Source organism: Fictibacillus nanhaiensis, assembly GCF_023715445.1.
Lineage (GTDB): Bacteria > Bacillota > Bacilli > Bacillales > Fictibacillaceae > Fictibacillus > Fictibacillus nanhaiensis_D.
In genome coordinates this window covers 120,428-137,603 of the sequence record NZ_JAMBOD010000003.1, presented here as the reverse complement: position 1 = coordinate 137,603, position 17,176 = coordinate 120,428, and the positions used below count along the sequence as shown (strand labels likewise).

The window sequence follows — 17,176 nt, the reverse complement described above, 5'->3', positions numbered from 1 at the left end:
TAAGGTGAAACCAATTTCAGTACTCGTTGTAGACGATTCAGCATTTATGAGGAAGCTCATAAAAGAATTCTTAAGCGAAGATCCACGAATAAATGTGGTGGATACAGCGAGAAATGGCCAGGAAGCAATCGATAAAATAATGAAACTCGAACCGGATGTCGTGACGATGGACGTTGAAATGCCTGTTTTAAACGGTATTGAAGCTGTGAGAGAAATTATGAACCAGCATCCTGTTCCTGTAATCATGCTATCAAGCACAACTAAAGCGGGTGCTGAAAATACAATTCTTGCAATGGAAGCTGGTGCCATCGATTTTATAGCAAAACCATCTGGAGCGATTTCGCTAGATTTGCACAAAGTAAAAGTAGAACTTATTGAAAAGGTTCTAACATCCTCTAAAGCAAAGTTAAAACCGGCAATTAAAGCCGAAATACCAAGAATCTATAAAACGGAACGGCGTGCACGAAAGAAAAACGACCTTGATAAACTCATTCTGATCGGAACATCTACTGGAGGGCCTCGTGCACTGCAAGAAGTGATCACTAAACTACCTGAAAAAATTGATGCACCAATTGTAGTAGTTCAGCATATGCCGCCTGGATTTACACAGTCATTGGCTAGCAGGCTTCATTCTCTTTCAAAAGTTTCAGTAAAAGAAGCGGTACATAATGAAACTCTTAAAAAAGGGACTGTTTATATCGCACCAGGAGGCTTCCACTTACGTTTAAACGAAAAGAGGGGACAAGCTTACCTGACTATTGATAAAGAACCGCCTGTGGGGGGACACAGACCGGCTGTTAATGCTTTGTTTGAAAGTGCTGCAAAACTAAATAACTATCATAAAGTAGCTGTAATAATGACTGGTATGGGGTCAGACGGCACGAGTGGAATCATAGAGTTGAAGAATGCCGGTCATACCACAGTTATTGCAGAAGCAGAAGAGTCGTGCATCGTATACGGTATGCCAAAAGCGGCTGTGTTAACAAAAAAAGTAGATGAAGTTGTACATCTCGAATCTATTGCACTGGCTATTCAGAACAATTTGTAAAATGGGAGGGTTTTAACAATGGAAATGACACAATATCTCGACATATTCATAGATGAAAGTAAAGAACATCTTCAGGCTATTAATCAGCAGGTACTATTGCTTGAGAAGTCCCCGGAAGAATTATCAATCGTTAATGAAATTTTCCGTTCTGCTCATACATTAAAAGGGATGTCAGCAACTATGGGGTACGAGGACCTGGCAAGCTTGACACATTGTATGGAAAATGTTCTTGACGCAATCCGCAACAAAAAAATCACCGTTACAACCGCTGTTCTAGATGTGCTGTTTGCTTCACTTGATCATTTAGAAGCAATGGTATTGGAGATCTCAGAAGGTGGCAGCGGGAAACGTGATGTTTCTCAGACTGTAAAGAATCTAGAAGCACTTGAAAAAGGTGAAGAAGTAAGCTCCACATCGCCGCAAGCTAAAAAACCAACTGAACTGTCACAGTCATATGATCAATATGAAAAGCAGATTATCCTGCAATCAAAAGAACAAGGATTTCAGGCTTACGAACTTTCTATCAGCCTTCGTAAAGACTGTATCTTAAAAGCAGCAAGAGTTTATATGGTCTTTGAGGTGATCGAACAGATCGGCGAGATTATTAAGTCCATGCCTTCTGTAGACATGCTCGAAGCAGAACAGTTTGAAACGGATTTTAAACTTTCTATTCTTACAAAAGAACCTGGTGAAGAAGTTAAGGAGCGTATCTTAAAAGTATCTGAAGTAGATGTGGTTGTTGTTTCAGAAATAGATGCCGAAAAGATGACTGATAATACCCAAATGGAAAGTGAACAATCATTAAAAAGCAACCCTGAAACTAATGTAGCGAAGAAAGAAGATGCCTCTGTAAATGGTGCTGGCAGCTCTGCAGCCGGTAAAACCATTCGGGTAAATATTGAGAGACTGGACCAATTAATGAACCTTTTTGAGGAACTAGTTATTGATCGTGGCCGTCTTGAGGAAATTTCAAAAATGCTGAAAAGTTCAGAACTGAATGAAACAGTAGAAAGAATGTCCCGTGTATCGGGAGATTTGCAGAACATCATTCTGACGATGCGAATGGTTCCAGTAGAACAAGTATTCAATCGTTTCCCACGTATGGTCCGCGGACTTGCAAAGGATTTAGGCAAAAAGGTTAACCTTGAGATCGTTGGTGCAGAAACAGAATTAGATCGCACCGTTATCGATGAGATCGGTGATCCGCTTGTACATTTACTCCGTAATTCCATTGATCATGGTATAGAAAAGCCATCGGTGAGAAGCAATTCTGGAAAAGTAGAAACGGGTACCATCTATTTAAGAGCATATCATAGCGGCAACCATGTCTTTATTGAGATAGAAGATGACGGGGCTGGGATTAACCGGCAAAAAGTGGTTGAGAAAGCTTTAGAAAATGGGATTATCACGAAAGAAATGTCAGAAAATCTGACCGATAAACAGTGTTTTGAATTGTTGTTTGCTTCTGGCTTCTCGACAGCTGAAGTGATCTCAGATATTTCTGGAAGAGGTGTTGGTCTTGATGTTGTAAAGAACAAAATTGAATCATTAGGCGGTTCTATTTCAGTTGATTCAACAGCAGGTTTTGGAACCATTTTCTCTATCCAGCTTCCTCTGACACTTTCGATTATGTCTGTCATGCTTGTAGAGGTTCAAAAAGAAAAATATGCTATCCCGCTTTCTTCTATTATAGAAACTGCAATCATTAAAAAAGAAGAAATTCTTTCTGCTCACAATCAAAAAGTAATGGATTTCCGCGGGAAAGTCGTACCTTTAGTATTTATGAAGGAAATTTTTGAAGTGCCGTCAGCAGTAGAAGCTAGTGAATATGTTCCTGTAGTTGTAGTAAGGAAAGGCGACAAGATGGCAGCACTAGTAGTAGATTCATTCATCGGGCAGCAGGAAATTGTTTTAAAATCTCTTGGCCAATATTTATCTTCTGTTTTTGCTATCTCAGGTGCAACCATTTTAGGAGATGGACAAGTGGCGTTAATTTTAGATTGCAATGCACTAATTAAATAAAAGGGTGGTTGTCCATATGTCAAACGAACAAAAAGTTATCATTTTTCAATTAAAAGATGAAGAATATGCTGTACCTGTTCAAGAAGTAAAATCAATAGAAAGAATGCAGCATATCACAAGAATTCCAAGAACGGTACCATTTGTAAAGGGTGTTATCAACTTACGGGGTGTTGTTACTCCTATTATCGATCTTCGTTTACGGTTTGATATAGAAGAAAGTGAATATGCAGATACAACACGAATCATTATCGTTTCGGTTGGAACAATTGAAGCTGGTCTAATTGTAGATGCAGCAAACGACGTTATTGACCTTGAGACAGATTCAATTGAACCTCCACCTGAAGTTGTTGGCGGAGTTGATGCTGAATACATTCAGGGCGTTGCAAAGATCGAAAAAAGACTTCTTATTTTATTAAATCTTACAAAAGTATTAAATCCTGAAAAGCTTGGTGCGCTGCAGCCTGTAGAGAACGGAAAGTAGAATGGATTTAACAAAAATTAATCATATTCATCTTGATATTTTACGTGAGATTGGCAATATTGGAGCAGGCCATGCAGCAACCGCTTTATCAACGATGCTGAATAAAGCAGTTGATATGAAGGTGCCGTCTGTAAAAATTATTTCATTTGAAGAGATTACGGAGATGGTAGGCGGTTCAGAAAATATTGTTGCTTCCGTGTTTTTAAGGATTGTAGGCGATGCACCAGGATGTATGTTTTTTATGCTTCCGATTGAACAAGCGGAAAAGCTGCTGGGAGACTTATTGGGCGAAGAGATTGTGCAGCTTACAGAAGGTCAATATCCAGAGATGCCGCTTTCTGCTCTTCAAGAGGTCGGGAATATACTATCGGGATCTTACCTTACATCTTTTTCGGATTTCACAGGTCTCAGCTTGCAGCCATCTGTACCTGCAACAAGTATAGATATGGCAGGGGCTATCTTAAGTTTTGGATTGTTTGAAATCTCAACAGTAAGCGATTTAGCTATTGTTATCGATACGGCATTTACGGATATGAAGGAACTGGATGAAGTAAAAGGCCATTTTTTCTTACTTCCTGATCCGGAATCGTTCGCTAAAATTTTTAATGCACTGGGAGTTCCGATGGATGAGTGAAATCATAAAAGTGGGGATAGCAGATATTGATCTAGTATCCCCTCCTGACACAATAAGAACAACAGGTCTTGGGTCCTGTGTAGGCGTTATTTTATTTGATGAAAGTAAAAAGATTGCTGGAATGGCACACATAATGCTGCCTGACTCGACGTCGATTAACTCACCTATAAAAAATATAGGAAAATTCGCCGATACCGCTGTAAACGCTTTATATGACATGCTTATAAAAAAGGGCGCGGCTGCAAAAAGCATAAAAGCAAAAATAGCAGGCGGTGCTCAGATGTTCCAGTTTTCTTCTGGAAGCGAAATGATGAGGATTGGCCCGAGAAATGTTGAGAGTGTAAAAGCACAGCTTAATCATTTAGGTGTTCCTCTTATTGCAAGTGATACGGGGGGATCGAGTGGGAGGACCATTGAATTTAACCCGGAAAAATCTGAATTGACCATTCGAACTGTAAATAAAGGAACCAAGATTATTTAAGCCGGAAAATCGGTAAAAAAACAAGGAGGATTACCATGACGGAGCCATCTTTAGTAGAAGAACAATCTTGTTGGGAAAAGTGGAACACTAGCCGTGATCGAGAAGCAGGTGATGAACTGCTTCGTGCTTATTTGCCTCTTGTTAACTATCATGTACAGCGCATATCGGTTGGACTGCCAAAAAGCGTCAATAAAGATGAGCTCCGATCCCTTGGGATGCTCGGCCTTTACGATGCATTAAAGAAATTTGAGCCAGAACGTGATTTGAAATTTGATACATATGCTTCCTTCCGTATACGCGGTGCCATACTCGATGGTCTTAGAAGAGAAGATTGGCTCCCGCGCAGCCTCAGGGAAAAAACAAAAAAGGTAGAAGCGGCAATCGAAAAGCTTGAACAAGAAAATTTGCGGTCAGTGAGCCCTAAAGAAGTCGCAGAAGAACTAGGGTTCTCAGAGAATGAAGTAACAACTGTAATGTCCGAAAGCTTTTTAGCGAATGTTTTATCTATTGATGAAGAAAACAAAGAAACAGAGAGCCGGGAAAAAGTTAGCTATACGATTGAAGATAAAAAAGCAATAACACCTGAGAACAGTCTTCTCCAAGAAGAACTTCATGGAGAACTTGCTCTTGTCATAAAAGAACTTTCAGAAAAAGAGCAGCTGGTTGTCAGTCTGTTTTACTTTGAGGAGTTAACGCTTACCGAAATCGGACAGGTACTTGGATTATCTACATCACGAATATCCCAAATTCATTCAAAAGCTTTGTTTAGAATCAGACAGGTACTTCAACGTTACATGTAAGGAGCTATAAGGATGGATCAATGGTTTAGTATTAAAACACATGAAAAAGATACTGTTGCTCTCTTAGTGAAAAAGAATGGCGCTGAAATAAATCCGGAAGAAGTAACTTATGAAAGTCTTGCGGCGTGGATTGAATCAAAAGGAATTAAGCATTGTATTCAAAATGAAGTGCTTCATAACGTTGTACAAAATACGGAAACTTTTAACTATCCTGCAGAAATTGCAATCGGGCAACTCCCTGTCCATGGTGAACGTGCACAGTTAATGCCTGTTGCAGAAACTCAGCCTTATCAAGATAATGCCGAGAATGAGAATGTTGATTTTAAGCGCCTTTTTGCCATTCCCACTGTGGCATTCAGCCAGCTTGTGGCAAAGAAGAAGCCAGCGACTGAGGGAACACCCGGAATAACTGTTTTTGGAAACCCGATACCACCAAAAAAAGGAAAAGATATTAAGGTCAGGAACGGTGAGAATACCGTTTTTAATGAAGAAAACCTCGGTGTATATGCAACAGCAAGCGGAGAAGTGAGCTATCGATCAAATTGTGTGGATGTTTATTCTGTATATAGAGTCAACGGCGATCTGTCTCTTAAAACAGGACATATCGATTTTACAGGCAATGTTCATGTTACAGGCGACGTACCATCTGGTTTTAAAATAACTGCAAAAGGCGATGTGCGGATTGAAGGTTTGGTTGAGGCAGCTGAAATCGTTACTCCCGGGAATGTTATTGTTGGAGGGGGAGTGCTTGGTCAAGGGAAAGGATCAATTCGCTGCGGGGGGAACTTCACTAGTCTTTATATTAATCAAGGCAGCATAATAGCTGGTGAAAATATTGAAGTCGCGCAGTCGATTCTTCACAGTCATTGTGAAGCAGGTAAGAGCATCATATGTTTAAGCGGTAAAGGAAATATAGCAGGTGGAACGTGCATAGCAGAGAAAATGATCTTAGCAAATGAAATTGGAAACGAAACGTACTCAAAAACTTCAATATATATAAAGATGAAGGAACCTGAAAAGAAACCTGTCTTGGAAGGTGACATGAAAATTAAAGATTTACAATCCAGTCTTGAGAAGCTGCAGCAGCTAAAAGATACTCTTATCAAGCAATCCTTAATTACGAACAAAATAGATCATGTGATGATCAATAAAATAGAGAACACAATCCATCAAACCACTGCCCAGCTGACAGAACTGCATATGCAAAAAAATAAACTTGCCGAGAAAGATCAGAATGAATCGTCTTATGTCATTATTAAAGGAACTTTACATCCAAGTGTAGAAATCAGTATCGGAAAATATAAACGAAAAGTCCAATCTTCATTTCAGTCTGCAAAAGTTTATATGGAAGAAAAAGAAATTATTATTAATTCCTTATAATGGACAGGGTGTGGATGAAGTGAGCTTAAAATTGATAGAACTTCAAGTAGCAATACCGAGAACAATGGATGCGGGAAAAATGGCTGCTGAACTTACACAAAAAGGGATGGTCCATCAAGCCCATCTATCAGAAACTAATCGTAAAAGGCAGATCATTGAATCTAAAAAAGTTTCCGGCAAAAAACATACGGAGAAGAATTTATTACATAATAAAGATCACACGTCAGCAAAGCCGCTGTCAAAGCATCCATTTAAAGGGCAGGAAATTGATTATTCGGGATAGGTGAACACTGTGAACGGAATTATTCTAATCAGTTTGTTTTTAAATTTCATCTGTATTTATTTAATCGTTCAACTCTGGAAAAAGCTTCAGCAAATCAGCAATGTCAAAAATACTACAGACGTTTCAGAGGACATTGAAGCAATTTTAGAGCTCTTCACACAAGAAATGAAAGAGGAAAATGAAAATCTGCGCAGGCTTATTTCGGACTTTGCAAAGAACAGCAGCCCTAAATCTACCTTTGGTCATGATGAAGCTACTAACGATGAGAAAGAAGATCAAAATGATGCGGACTTTACAAACGAAGTTGCTGAAACTGAAACAGCTAAAGTAGTACAGTTAGCAAAACAAGGGTATAATGCAGAAGAGATTGCAAAAATGCTTAACAGGGGAAAGGGCGAAATCGAACTGCTTCTAAAATTTTATGCATAACCCGTTAAAAGGACTTGCGGAATAAACACGAAATATGTTATATTATTTCACGGTGTTAAATCACACACGTTTGCGGATTTGAGCAATGTGGTGCTGCTTTAAAAGCAGTTATTGTTCAAAAGTGAAACAAACGGAGGAAAAAAACCTAGGAGGTGCCATTATGGCAGTAATTTCAATGAAACAATTGTTAGAAGCTGGTGTACACTTTGGTCATCAGACTCGTCGTTGGAATCCGAAAATGTCTCGTTACATTTTCACGGAAAGAAACGGTATCTACATTATCGATCTTCAAAAGACGGTAAAGAAAGTTGAAGAATGCTACAATGTTATGCGTAACATCGCAGCAGACGGCGGAAAGATTCTTTTCGTTGGTACAAAGAAGCAAGCTCAAGATTCAGTTAAAGAAGAAGCTGAGCGTTCTGACATGTACTACATCAACCAACGCTGGTTAGGTGGAACATTAACAAACTTCGGTACGATCCGTAAGCGTATCAACCGATTAAAAGATCTTGAAAAAATGCAAGAAGACGGAACTTTTGACGTACTTCCTAAGAAAGAAGTTATTCTTCTTAAAAAGGAAATGGAGCGTCTTGAGAAGTTCTTAGGCGGAATTAAAGAAATGAACAAGCTTCCAGATGCATTATTCGTAGTTGATCCTCGTAAAGAGCGCATTGCGATTGCAGAAGCTCGTAAATTAAACATTCCGATCATTGCAATTGTTGACACTAACTGTGACCCGGATGAAGTAGATCACGTTATTCCTGGTAACGATGACGCTATCCGTGCAGTAAAACTTCTTACAGGTAAAATGGCAGATGCGATCATCGAAGCTAACCAAGGCGGAGAAGAAGTAACTGAAGCTTCTGAAGAAGAAACAACTGCTTAATTAATTAAATGGAATGCTCAAGGGTGGTAGAGGGGATGACCCTTTATCACCTTTTTTACACTATATGAATCATAAACTTGTTAACAAGTTGAGAATCGACTCAAGTAACAAGTTCATGTTTATAGTATAAGTTCAACTAAGCTGAAGAATAAGGCTTGGCGTCAGCCAAGTTTCCTTTATGTAAAAAGCACTACATATCACTCAAGGAGGCAAAAGTTTATGGCTATTACAGCACAAATGGTTAAAGAATTGCGTGAAAAAACTGGCGCAGGCATGATGGATTGTAAAAAAGCATTGACTGAAACAGACGGCAACATGGAGGCAGCAATCGATTACCTTCGTGAAAAAGGTATCGCGAAAGCAGCTAAAAAAGCTGACCGTATCGCAGCAGAAGGATTAACTTCTGTAATCGTTGACGGAAATAAAGCAGTAATTCTTGAAGTGAACTCTGAAACAGATTTCGTTGCAAAGAACGAAAACTTCAAAAGCCTTATCGTAGAATTAGGTAATCACCTATTAGCTACTGAGCCAGCTTCAGTTGAAGATGCACTTGCTTCAGACTTCAACGGCACTACAGTTAATGACTACATTAACGCTGCAATCGCTAAAATTGGAGAAAAACTTACTCTTCGTCGTTTTGAAATCTTGAAAAAAGATGAAAACGCAGCATTTGGCGCATACTTGCACATGGGTGGAAGAATCGGGGTTCTTTCTGTAGTTGAAGGAACAACTGACGAAGAAGTAGCTAAGGATGTAGCGATGCACGTTGCTGCTGTAAACCCTAAGTACATCTCTCGTGATGAAGTGAGCGAAGAAGAAGTTGCTCGTGAGCGTAAAGTATTAACTGAGCAAGCTCTTAACGAAGGCAAGCCTGAGAACATCGTAGCTAAGATGGTAGAAGGACGTTTAGGGAAGTACTTCGAAGATATTTGCTTAAATGACCAGTCCTTCATTAAAGATCCAGACCAAAAAGTTGGTAAATATGTAGCTTCCAAAGGTGCTACTGTTAAAGCCTTCGTTCGCTTTGAAGTTGGAGAAGGTCTTGAAAAGCGTGAAGACAACTTCGCTGAAGAAGTAATGTCTCAAGTGAAAAAGTAAGCACATGCATGAAAAGAAAGGGGAGCACGTTGTGTTCCTCTTTTTTTACAGATATAACCTTGGGATTTAATAAGGCTCTTAATCTAAAAGATGTTGTTTTTATGTCATTTTATTATGCTTCATTGATAAATTGATTGAAGTGCAAGGTGCGAGACTCCTAGGGGACAAGCGGGACAGGTGAGACTCCTAAGGGCGCAATGCGCCGAGGAGGCTCACCGCACGCCCCCCGGAAAGCGAGCAACCTGGAACGGAAATCAATGACTTTCAAAAACAACTATGAACAGCTTAAATTTGAAATACCAGGTAAAAACATTTTTTTAGGTGATGGAGGGACAAATGACTACTTCAAAATATAAACGAGTTGTCTTGAAATTAAGTGGAGAAGCATTAGCAGGTGAACAGACTTCTGGAATTGATCCGAAAATTGTTCAATCGATAGCTGAGCAAGTGAAAGAGATTGTGGAATTAGGTGTAGAAGTAGCTGTTGTAGTAGGCGGTGGAAACCTATGGCGCGGCAAGACAGGCAGCGAGATGGGAATGGATCGCGCGTCAGCAGATTACATGGGCATGCTTGCTACCGTAATGAATTCCTTGGCACTTCAAGACAGTCTTGAGAATATCGGGGTTCAAACAAGAGTACAAACATCTATAGAAATGCGCCAGGTTGCTGAACCTTATATCAGAAGAAAGGCCATTCGTCACCTTGAAAAAAAACGCGTAGTGATTTTCGCTGCAGGAACAGGTAATCCATATTTCTCAACAGATACTACAGCTGCATTAAGAGCTGCAGAAATTGAAGCAGAAGTGATTTTAATGGCCAAAAATAATGTTGATGGTGTGTATTCAGCTGATCCAAAACTTGATGAAAATGCTGTTAAATACACATCGTTATCTTACCTTGATCTTTTAAAAGACGGGTTAGCTGTAATGGATACAACTGCATCCTCACTATGCATGGATAATGATATTCCGTTAGTAGTCTTCTCGATAATGGAAGAAGGAAATATTAAGCGTGCAGTAGCTGGTGAAAAAATTGGAACGGTTATAAGGGGGAAAAACTAAATGGCAAAAGAAGTTTTAACTCAAGCAGATGAAAAAATGCAAAAAGCAATCGGAGCGTTAAGACGCGAATACTCAACGCTTCGTGCAGGTAGAGCAAATCCATCATTATTAGACAGAGTGCAAGTCGATTATTATGGAACTCCGACTCCTATTAATCAATTAGCGGGTATTACAACACCAGAAGCTAGACTTTTAGTAATCCAGCCTTATGATAAATCTGCAATGGCTGATATTGAAAAAGCGATCTTAAAATCTGATCTTGGATTAACTCCTTCAAACGATGGGCAAGTGATCCGTATTGCGATTCCGGCTTTAACTGAAGAAAGAAGAAAAGAATTAGTAAAGCTAGTTAAAAAGTTTGCAGAGGAAGCGAAAGTTGCCCTTCGTAACATTCGCCGCGATGCAAATGATGACTTGAAGAAGCTTGAAAAAGAAGCTGAGATTACAGAAGACGAATTGCGCCGCTACAACGATGACGTTCAAAAGCTAACTGACAAGTATACTGCAGAAGTTGACTCTGTAAGTTCAAATAAAGAAAAAGAAATCATGGAAGTATAAAGCTTTTCCATGTACAATTAAATAAAAAAAGCCCTCTATAAAAGGGGGCTTTTTTATTAGACTATTTCAATCTAGAGCATTGCTTTATCATAAAGGTTGTAAAATGTCTGATTGAGTCAGCGATAGAAGCTGTCCGGCTCAAAGTGATATTCACTTGCAGCCGCTGTTTTCTTTATGAAGTCTGGAAAGATGGAGGCTTATACATGCTTGACAAGCTTTTCTTTAGAAAAAAAAGTCATGAACAAAAATGGAATCTTGACGACAATATTCCATCACATGTGGCAATAATTATGGATGGGAACGGCCGCTGGGCTAGAAAAAGAGCATTGCCTCGCATTGCAGGTCATCATGAGGGCATGAAAACCGTCAGAAAAATCGTAAAAGAAGCGAACCGGATCGGGATAAAAGTTCTTACTCTATATGCATTTTCGACTGAGAACTGGAAGAGACCGCGGGAAGAAGTTGATTTCCTGATGAAACTTCCTGGTGAGTTTTTAAATACATTTTTGCCTGATTTGATTAAAGAGAATGTCCAAGTGCGAATAATGGGTAAGAAAGATTTGTTGCCGATCCACACAGTTAAGGCGGTTGATCAGGCGATCAGCCAGACGAAGGACAACACGGGGCTGGTCCTAAATTTTGCGTTGAATTACGGCAGCAGAGATGAAATAACGGCTGCAGTTAAATTAATAGGCACCGAAATTAAAAACGGTACACTTGACCCATCACAAATTAATGAATCTACAATTGAAAGCCATTTGATGACACAAGGGCTTGGTGACCCAGATCTTCTAATCCGGACCAGCGGTGAAGTTCGCTTAAGCAACTTTATGCTTTGGCAGCTTGCTTATTCAGAATTTTGGTTTACTGATGTGTTTTGGCCAGATTTTTCAGAGGATCATCTACGTGAAGCTGTATCACAGTTTGCCAAGCGGGGCAGACGGTTTGGCGGGGTATAATTAAGGAGGACTTATGAAACAACGGATTATTACAGGTGTAATCGCAGCCGTTTTATTTATTGGGATTACCCTTTACGGAAGCTGGCCATTTTCATTATTGATCCTATTGCTTGCAGGAATCGGTATGTATGAACTTCTGCGTATGAGAAAAATGGAACGCTCGTTTATTGGGTTGATCGGCTATGTTTTAGCTATTGTAATCGCATTGCCTGAACATTGGATGAAAGTTCTGGAGCCCTTTACTAAAACAGATGCAATCATACTTGCAGTACTTTTGCTGTTAGTTGTGACGGTCATCCATAAAAATAAAACAGAATATAACGATATTTCTTTTGTTCTGTTTAGTTCACTTTATGTTGGGTTTGGTTTTTATTATTTAGTAGAAACCAGAATACTGGAAAATGGTGTTCAGCTATTATTCTTTATTTTATTTATGATTTGGGCCACGGATTCGGGTGCTTACTTCGTCGGTAAGTCAATGGGAAAACGAAAATTATGGCCGGTCATCTCACCTAATAAAACAATTGAAGGGGCCGTTGGAGGTATTTTCTTCAGCATCATTGTAGCGGTCATATGTTATGCCGCAAGTTTCGTTGATTTTTCTCTTATCCCGATACTGATCATTTCAGTATTAGTAGGTGTATTCGGCCAAATTGGGGATTTGGCTGAATCTGCATTCAAAAGAATATATGATGTAAAAGATTCAGGTAATCTTCTGCCGGGCCATGGGGGAATATTAGATAGACTGGACAGTGCATTGTTTGTATTCCCTTTGCTGCACGTGCTCCACTTGTTAGGATAATACTAGGGGGAATAATATGAAGTTTGTCAGTTTATTAGGTGCAACTGGATCAATCGGTAAGCAAACCCTTGATGTTATTGCTTCCCATCCAGATCAATTTAGATTAAGTGCGATGTCGGTGGGTAAAAATATTGAAGCAGCAGAAGAGATTTTACAGAAGTTTCAGCCGGAGATCTGCGCGGTTCAGAACGAAGTGGATGCACAACGTTTACGTGCAAGAGTGAGTTCTTCAACTAAGATTGTTTGGGGAATGGATGGACTTATAGAAGCTGCAGTTTCAACGAAAGCATCAGTGGTCGTTAATGCTGTAATTGGCAGTGTAGGATTGCTGCCTACATTAAAAGCGATTGAGGCAGAAAAGACTATTGCACTTGCAAACAAGGAAACACTTGTTACGGCCGGACACCTTGTAATGGAAAAAGCCATAGAGCATCAAACAGCTATTTTGCCTGTGGACTCAGAACATTCTGCTATATACCAATGTCTTAATGGTGAAGACATCAACCGTGTTGAAAAACTAATCTTAACCGCATCGGGTGGAAGTTTTAGAGATAAGACACGGGATGAACTGAAGAACGTTACTGTAAAAGAAGCATTGAATCATCCCAACTGGTCAATGGGAGCAAAAATCACAATCGATTCAGCGACAATGATGAACAAAGGCCTTGAAGTTATTGAGGCGCATTGGCTATTTTCATTTGATTATTCGAAAATAGACGTCATTTTACATAAGGAAAGTATCATACACTCTATGGTAGAGTTTGTTGATACAAGCATTATTGCTCATCTTGGACAACCTGATATGCGTGTGCCCATTCAGTATGCACTTACCCATCCAGAAAGACTTGAATTGATAAATGGGAAAAGGTTAAACTTATGGGAAGCTGGTAAACTCCATTTTCAGAAAATGGATTATGACCGCTTCAGATGTTTAAAGCTTGCATTTGAGGCAGGCAGAGTAGGAGGCTTAATGCCTACTGTTTTAAATGCAGCTAATGAAAAAGCAGTAGAAATGTTTTTAGATGGAAAGATATCATTTCTTGAAATTGAAGAAATGATTGAACGCGCCATGCTTCAGGCGGAAAATGTAAAAAAACCTGAACTGGAGGCAATACAAGAAACAGATAAAAGGACTCGAGAATTTGTAGAGTCACTACTAAACAAAGGCAGGTAATGGAAATGAACACTGTGATAGCCATTATCATCATTTTAGGGGCTTTAATATTCTTTCATGAACTAGGACATCTTTTACTGGCAAAACGAGCTGGTATCTTGTGCCGGGAATTTGCAATAGGATTTGGCCCGAAAGTGTTTGCCTTTAAAAAAGGGGAAACGGTTTATACCATTCGTCTTCTGCCTCTTGGAGGATTTGTGCGGATGGCTGGTGAAGACCCTGAAGGCATCGAACTCAAGGCAGGTCACAGAGTTGGTTTAATTTTTAACAATGCTGAAGAAGTTGAAAAGATCATTGTGAATCACCGTGATAAATATCCAGTGCAAAAAACGATCACAATTGAAAAAGCAGACCTTGAGCGTGAACTTTATTTAACCGGATATGAGAATGAAGAATCTGGTCCTTCTACTTATAAAGTAAAAGAAGATGCTCTTTTTGTCGCAGATCATCAGGAGATGCAGATTGCTCCTTACAACCGTCAGTTTGGATCAAAGACGATCATGCAAAGAACGCTAGCAATCTTTGCGGGTCCGGCAATGAATTTCTTGCTGGCATTCATTATTTTAGTAGCATTCTCACTGATACAAGGAATTCCTACGAATGAGTCCAGACTGGGGACTCTCCAGGAAGGGGCCGCTGCAGATAAAGCAGGATTGGCAGAGGGAGATAGGATCGTTGCTATTCAGGGTGAAAAAATGGATGACTGGAAGGAACTCGTTTCTGTTATCCAGCAAAATCCGGGCGAAAAGCTTATGTTTACCATCAATCGTGACGGGCAGGAAAAAGTGGTCCCTGTAACTTTAGGTTCACGAAAAGGACCAGAAAAAAAGAATGAAGGATTTATTGGAGCACATCCATTTACAGAATCCTCATTTGTTGGATCTCTAGAGTATGGGGCTAAACAAACATGGTTCATGACTACTGCTATTTTTACAGGTATCGGCCAGCTTATTACAGGTCAGCATGGTATTGACCAGCTTTCCGGACCTCTTGGCATCTATGAGTATACAGATCAGGCTGCAAAAGCCGGAGTTTATATGCTGCTGCAATGGGCAGCCATTTTAAGCATTAACCTAGGTATCTTTAACTTGCTGCCTTTACCTGCCTTAGACGGTGGACGCCTTCTTTTCCTGGGTGTAGAAGCACTTAGAGGAAAGCCGATCGATCCGCAGAAGGAAGGTTTGGTTCACTTTATCGGATTTGCGTTCTTGATGCTGTTAATGCTAGTTGTAACTTGGAATGACATTCAAAAAATATTTCTTAGTTAATTTGGGGTTTTTTGAGGAGTAGAGATAATGAGACAAAGCCAGTTGTTTATACCAACACTTAGGGAAGTGCCGGCAGATGCAGATGTAAAAAGTCATCAGCTGCTTTTGAGAGCAGGATTCATCAGACAAAATGCTGCAGGAATCTATTCATTCTTGCCACTAGGGAAAAAAGTACTTCATAAAATAGAAAACATCGTCCGGGAAGAAATGAACCGTGCAGGTTCACAGGAAATGATGATGCCAGCCCTGCAGCTTGCAGAACTGTGGCAGGAAAGCGGAAGATGGTACAGTTACGGTCCGGAACTGATGAGATTAAAAGACCGGCACGAAAGAGATTTTGCACTTGGAGCAACTCATGAAGAAGTCATTACAAGTATCATTCGTGATGAAGTGAAATCATATAAAAAATTGCCGCTTAATCTCTATCAGATTCAAACAAAATTCAGGGACGAAAAACGTCCGCGTTTTGGTTTGCTCCGCGGCCGGGAGTTTATCATGAAAGACGCTTATTCGTTCCATGACAAACAGGAAAGCCTGGATGAAACCTATGAAGCCATGAAAGATGCTTATTCAGCTATCTTCAGCCGCTGCGGTTTAAATTTCCGGGCAGTATTAGCCGACTCTGGTGCAATCGGCGGTAAAGATAATCATGAATTTATGGTTTTATCTGAAATCGGTGAAGATTTGATCGCCTATTCAACAGATTCAGAGTTTGCTGCTAACATCGAAATGGCTCCTGTAGTTTTAAATGAAGAGGCATCATCTGAAAATCCTTTAGGACTTGAAAAAGTTGAAACAAAGGATGCCAAAAATATCGAGGAAGTATCACGGTTCTTAAACGTACCCGCTACAAAGATTATTAAGTCACTGCTTTACTTAGCGGATGGACAGCCAGTACTTGTCCTCGTTCGAGGTGATCATGAAGTAAATGAAATAAAGCTTAAAAACGAACTATCAGCTTCTGAAGTGGTTATGGCGAGTGAAGAAGATGCAGTTAAATGGCTCAAAACGAAACCAGGGTCAATAGGTCCTGTTTCTGTTTCTGACGAAGTGAAGGTAATTGCTGACCAAGCTGTTCCTTTAATGGCTAACTCTGTTTGCGGTGCAAATGAGGAAGGCTATCATTATTTAAATGTAAATGCAGAACGTGACTTTTCTATTACGCAAACAGCAGATCTTCGCTTTGTAGTAGAAGGCGACCTTTCTCCAGACGGAAAAGGTACGATAGTTTTTGCAAAAGGTATTGAAGTAGGACACGTTTTCAAACTTGGAAAAGTATACAGTGAACCAATGAAGGCTTCTTATTTAGACGAAAATGGTAAAAATCAAATTATGTCTATGGGCTGTTATGGAATTGGGGTTTCACGTACACTGGCAGCAGCTGCAGAAGAGAACAATGATGAAAATGGATTAATATGGCCATTGGCACTTACACCATTTGATGTTCACTTGATAGCCGTTAACAGCAAAAATGCGGAGCAGGCATCACTTTCTGAAGAACTTTATGAACAGCTGAAAAGTGAAGGCTATGACTGTTTATATGATGATCGTCCTGAACGTGCAGGTGTTAAATTCACAGACAGTGATCTCATCGGTATACCTCTTCGGGTTATGGTAGGAAAGAAAGCAAGTGAGGGTATCGTTGAAGTGAAGATTCGCAAAAGCGGAGAATCTTTCGAAGTTCCAGTATCAGAGCTGAAAAGTATCTTGAAACGCGAATGGGACAAACTTGTTTGATAAAATCCAGGTGCCTCTTTTCATGAGGTGCCTTTCCTATTTAATAATGTAGGCTGTTTTAGTAAACTTTGTTG

General features: G+C 39.8%; 18 protein-coding genes. All 18 read left to right on the top strand.

Annotated features, from left to right (window positions below; translation table 11 throughout):
• Nucleotides 1-4 precede the first annotated feature (4 nt).
• The 18 genes from M3196_RS10815 to M3196_RS10730 all read left to right on the top strand — a co-directional run bounded on the left by M3196_RS10815 (nucleotide 5) and on the right by M3196_RS10730 (nucleotide 17,102).
• Nucleotides 5-1,048 carry a chemotaxis response regulator protein-glutamate methylesterase gene (locus M3196_RS10815; RefSeq protein ID WP_338082943.1) on the top strand — a complete coding sequence of 348 codons (1,044 nt, stop codon included), beginning with the start codon at nucleotides 5-7 and terminating at the stop codon, nucleotides 1,046-1,048.
• An 18-nt stretch (nucleotides 1,049-1,066) separates the two neighbouring features.
• Complete coding sequence (locus M3196_RS10810; RefSeq protein WP_251322312.1) at nucleotides 1,067-3,070, top strand: chemotaxis protein CheA; 2,004 nt, start codon at nucleotides 1,067-1,069, stop codon at nucleotides 3,068-3,070.
• 16 nt (nucleotides 3,071-3,086) lie between these two features.
• Nucleotides 3,087-3,551, top strand: a complete 465-nt coding sequence (locus M3196_RS10805) for a chemotaxis protein CheW (protein ID WP_251322310.1) — start codon at nucleotides 3,087-3,089, stop codon at nucleotides 3,549-3,551.
• A gap of 1 nt (nucleotide 3,552) precedes the next feature.
• Complete coding sequence (locus tag M3196_RS10800; protein WP_251322309.1) at nucleotides 3,553-4,185, top strand: chemotaxis protein CheC; 633 nt, start codon at nucleotides 3,553-3,555, stop codon at nucleotides 4,183-4,185.
• Entirely contained in the window at nucleotides 4,178-4,666 is a 489-nt protein-coding gene (locus M3196_RS10795) for a chemotaxis protein CheD (RefSeq protein WP_251322307.1), read from the top strand. The genes M3196_RS10800 and M3196_RS10795 overlap by 8 nt, the downstream gene beginning before the upstream one ends.
• Nucleotides 4,667-4,701: 35 nt before the next feature.
• On the top strand, nucleotides 4,702-5,466 hold the full coding sequence (locus M3196_RS10790; protein WP_251322306.1) for a FliA/WhiG family RNA polymerase sigma factor: 765 nt from the start codon (nucleotides 4,702-4,704) through the stop codon (nucleotides 5,464-5,466).
• A 12-nt stretch (nucleotides 5,467-5,478) separates the two neighbouring features.
• Nucleotides 5,479-6,846: a DUF342 domain-containing protein gene (locus tag M3196_RS10785; protein ID WP_251322304.1), complete on the top strand. Its 1,368-nt coding sequence runs from the start codon at nucleotides 5,479-5,481 to the stop codon at nucleotides 6,844-6,846.
• A gap of 19 nt (nucleotides 6,847-6,865) precedes the next feature.
• Nucleotides 6,866-7,129, top strand: a complete 264-nt coding sequence (locus tag M3196_RS10780) for a hypothetical protein (RefSeq protein ID WP_251322303.1) — start codon at nucleotides 6,866-6,868, stop codon at nucleotides 7,127-7,129.
• 9 nt (nucleotides 7,130-7,138) lie between these two features.
• Nucleotides 7,139-7,558: a DUF6115 domain-containing protein gene (locus tag M3196_RS10775; RefSeq protein WP_251322302.1), complete on the top strand. Its 420-nt coding sequence runs from the start codon at nucleotides 7,139-7,141 to the stop codon at nucleotides 7,556-7,558.
• Nucleotides 7,559-7,718: 160 nt separating this feature from the next.
• A complete protein-coding gene (gene rpsB, locus M3196_RS10770) occupies nucleotides 7,719-8,444 on the top strand; it encodes a 30S ribosomal protein S2 (RefSeq protein ID WP_251322301.1) in 726 nt (241 codons plus the stop codon).
• A gap of 219 nt (nucleotides 8,445-8,663) precedes the next feature.
• Nucleotides 8,664-9,542, top strand: coding sequence for a translation elongation factor Ts (gene tsf, locus M3196_RS10765; protein ID WP_251322300.1), 879 nt, complete (start codon nucleotides 8,664-8,666; stop codon nucleotides 9,540-9,542).
• Between the two features lie 336 nt (nucleotides 9,543-9,878).
• Nucleotides 9,879-10,604 carry a UMP kinase gene (gene pyrH, locus M3196_RS10760; RefSeq protein ID WP_251322299.1) on the top strand — a complete coding sequence of 242 codons (726 nt, stop codon included), beginning with the start codon at nucleotides 9,879-9,881 and terminating at the stop codon, nucleotides 10,602-10,604.
• Nucleotides 10,605-11,162: a ribosome recycling factor gene (frr, locus tag M3196_RS10755; RefSeq protein ID WP_251322297.1), complete on the top strand. Its 558-nt coding sequence runs from the start codon at nucleotides 10,605-10,607 to the stop codon at nucleotides 11,160-11,162.
• A gap of 203 nt (nucleotides 11,163-11,365) precedes the next feature.
• A complete protein-coding gene (locus tag M3196_RS10750; protein WP_251322295.1) occupies nucleotides 11,366-12,121 on the top strand; it encodes an isoprenyl transferase in 756 nt (251 codons plus the stop codon).
• A 13-nt stretch (nucleotides 12,122-12,134) separates the two neighbouring features.
• The gene (locus M3196_RS10745) at nucleotides 12,135-12,923 is read left to right on the top strand and encodes a phosphatidate cytidylyltransferase (RefSeq protein ID WP_251322293.1); all 789 of its coding nucleotides are present in this window, start codon (nucleotides 12,135-12,137) and stop codon (nucleotides 12,921-12,923) included.
• A 16-nt stretch (nucleotides 12,924-12,939) separates the two neighbouring features.
• Complete coding sequence (gene dxr / locus M3196_RS10740; RefSeq protein WP_251322292.1) at nucleotides 12,940-14,097, top strand: 1-deoxy-D-xylulose-5-phosphate reductoisomerase; 1,158 nt, start codon at nucleotides 12,940-12,942, stop codon at nucleotides 14,095-14,097.
• 5 nt (nucleotides 14,098-14,102) lie between these two features.
• Nucleotides 14,103-15,365 carry an RIP metalloprotease RseP gene (rseP, locus tag M3196_RS10735; protein WP_251322291.1) on the top strand — a complete coding sequence of 421 codons (1,263 nt, stop codon included), beginning with the start codon at nucleotides 14,103-14,105 and terminating at the stop codon, nucleotides 15,363-15,365.
• Between the two features lie 27 nt (nucleotides 15,366-15,392).
• Nucleotides 15,393-17,102: a proline--tRNA ligase gene (locus tag M3196_RS10730; RefSeq protein ID WP_251322289.1), complete on the top strand. Its 1,710-nt coding sequence runs from the start codon at nucleotides 15,393-15,395 to the stop codon at nucleotides 17,100-17,102.
• Nucleotides 17,103-17,176 lie beyond the last annotated feature (74 nt).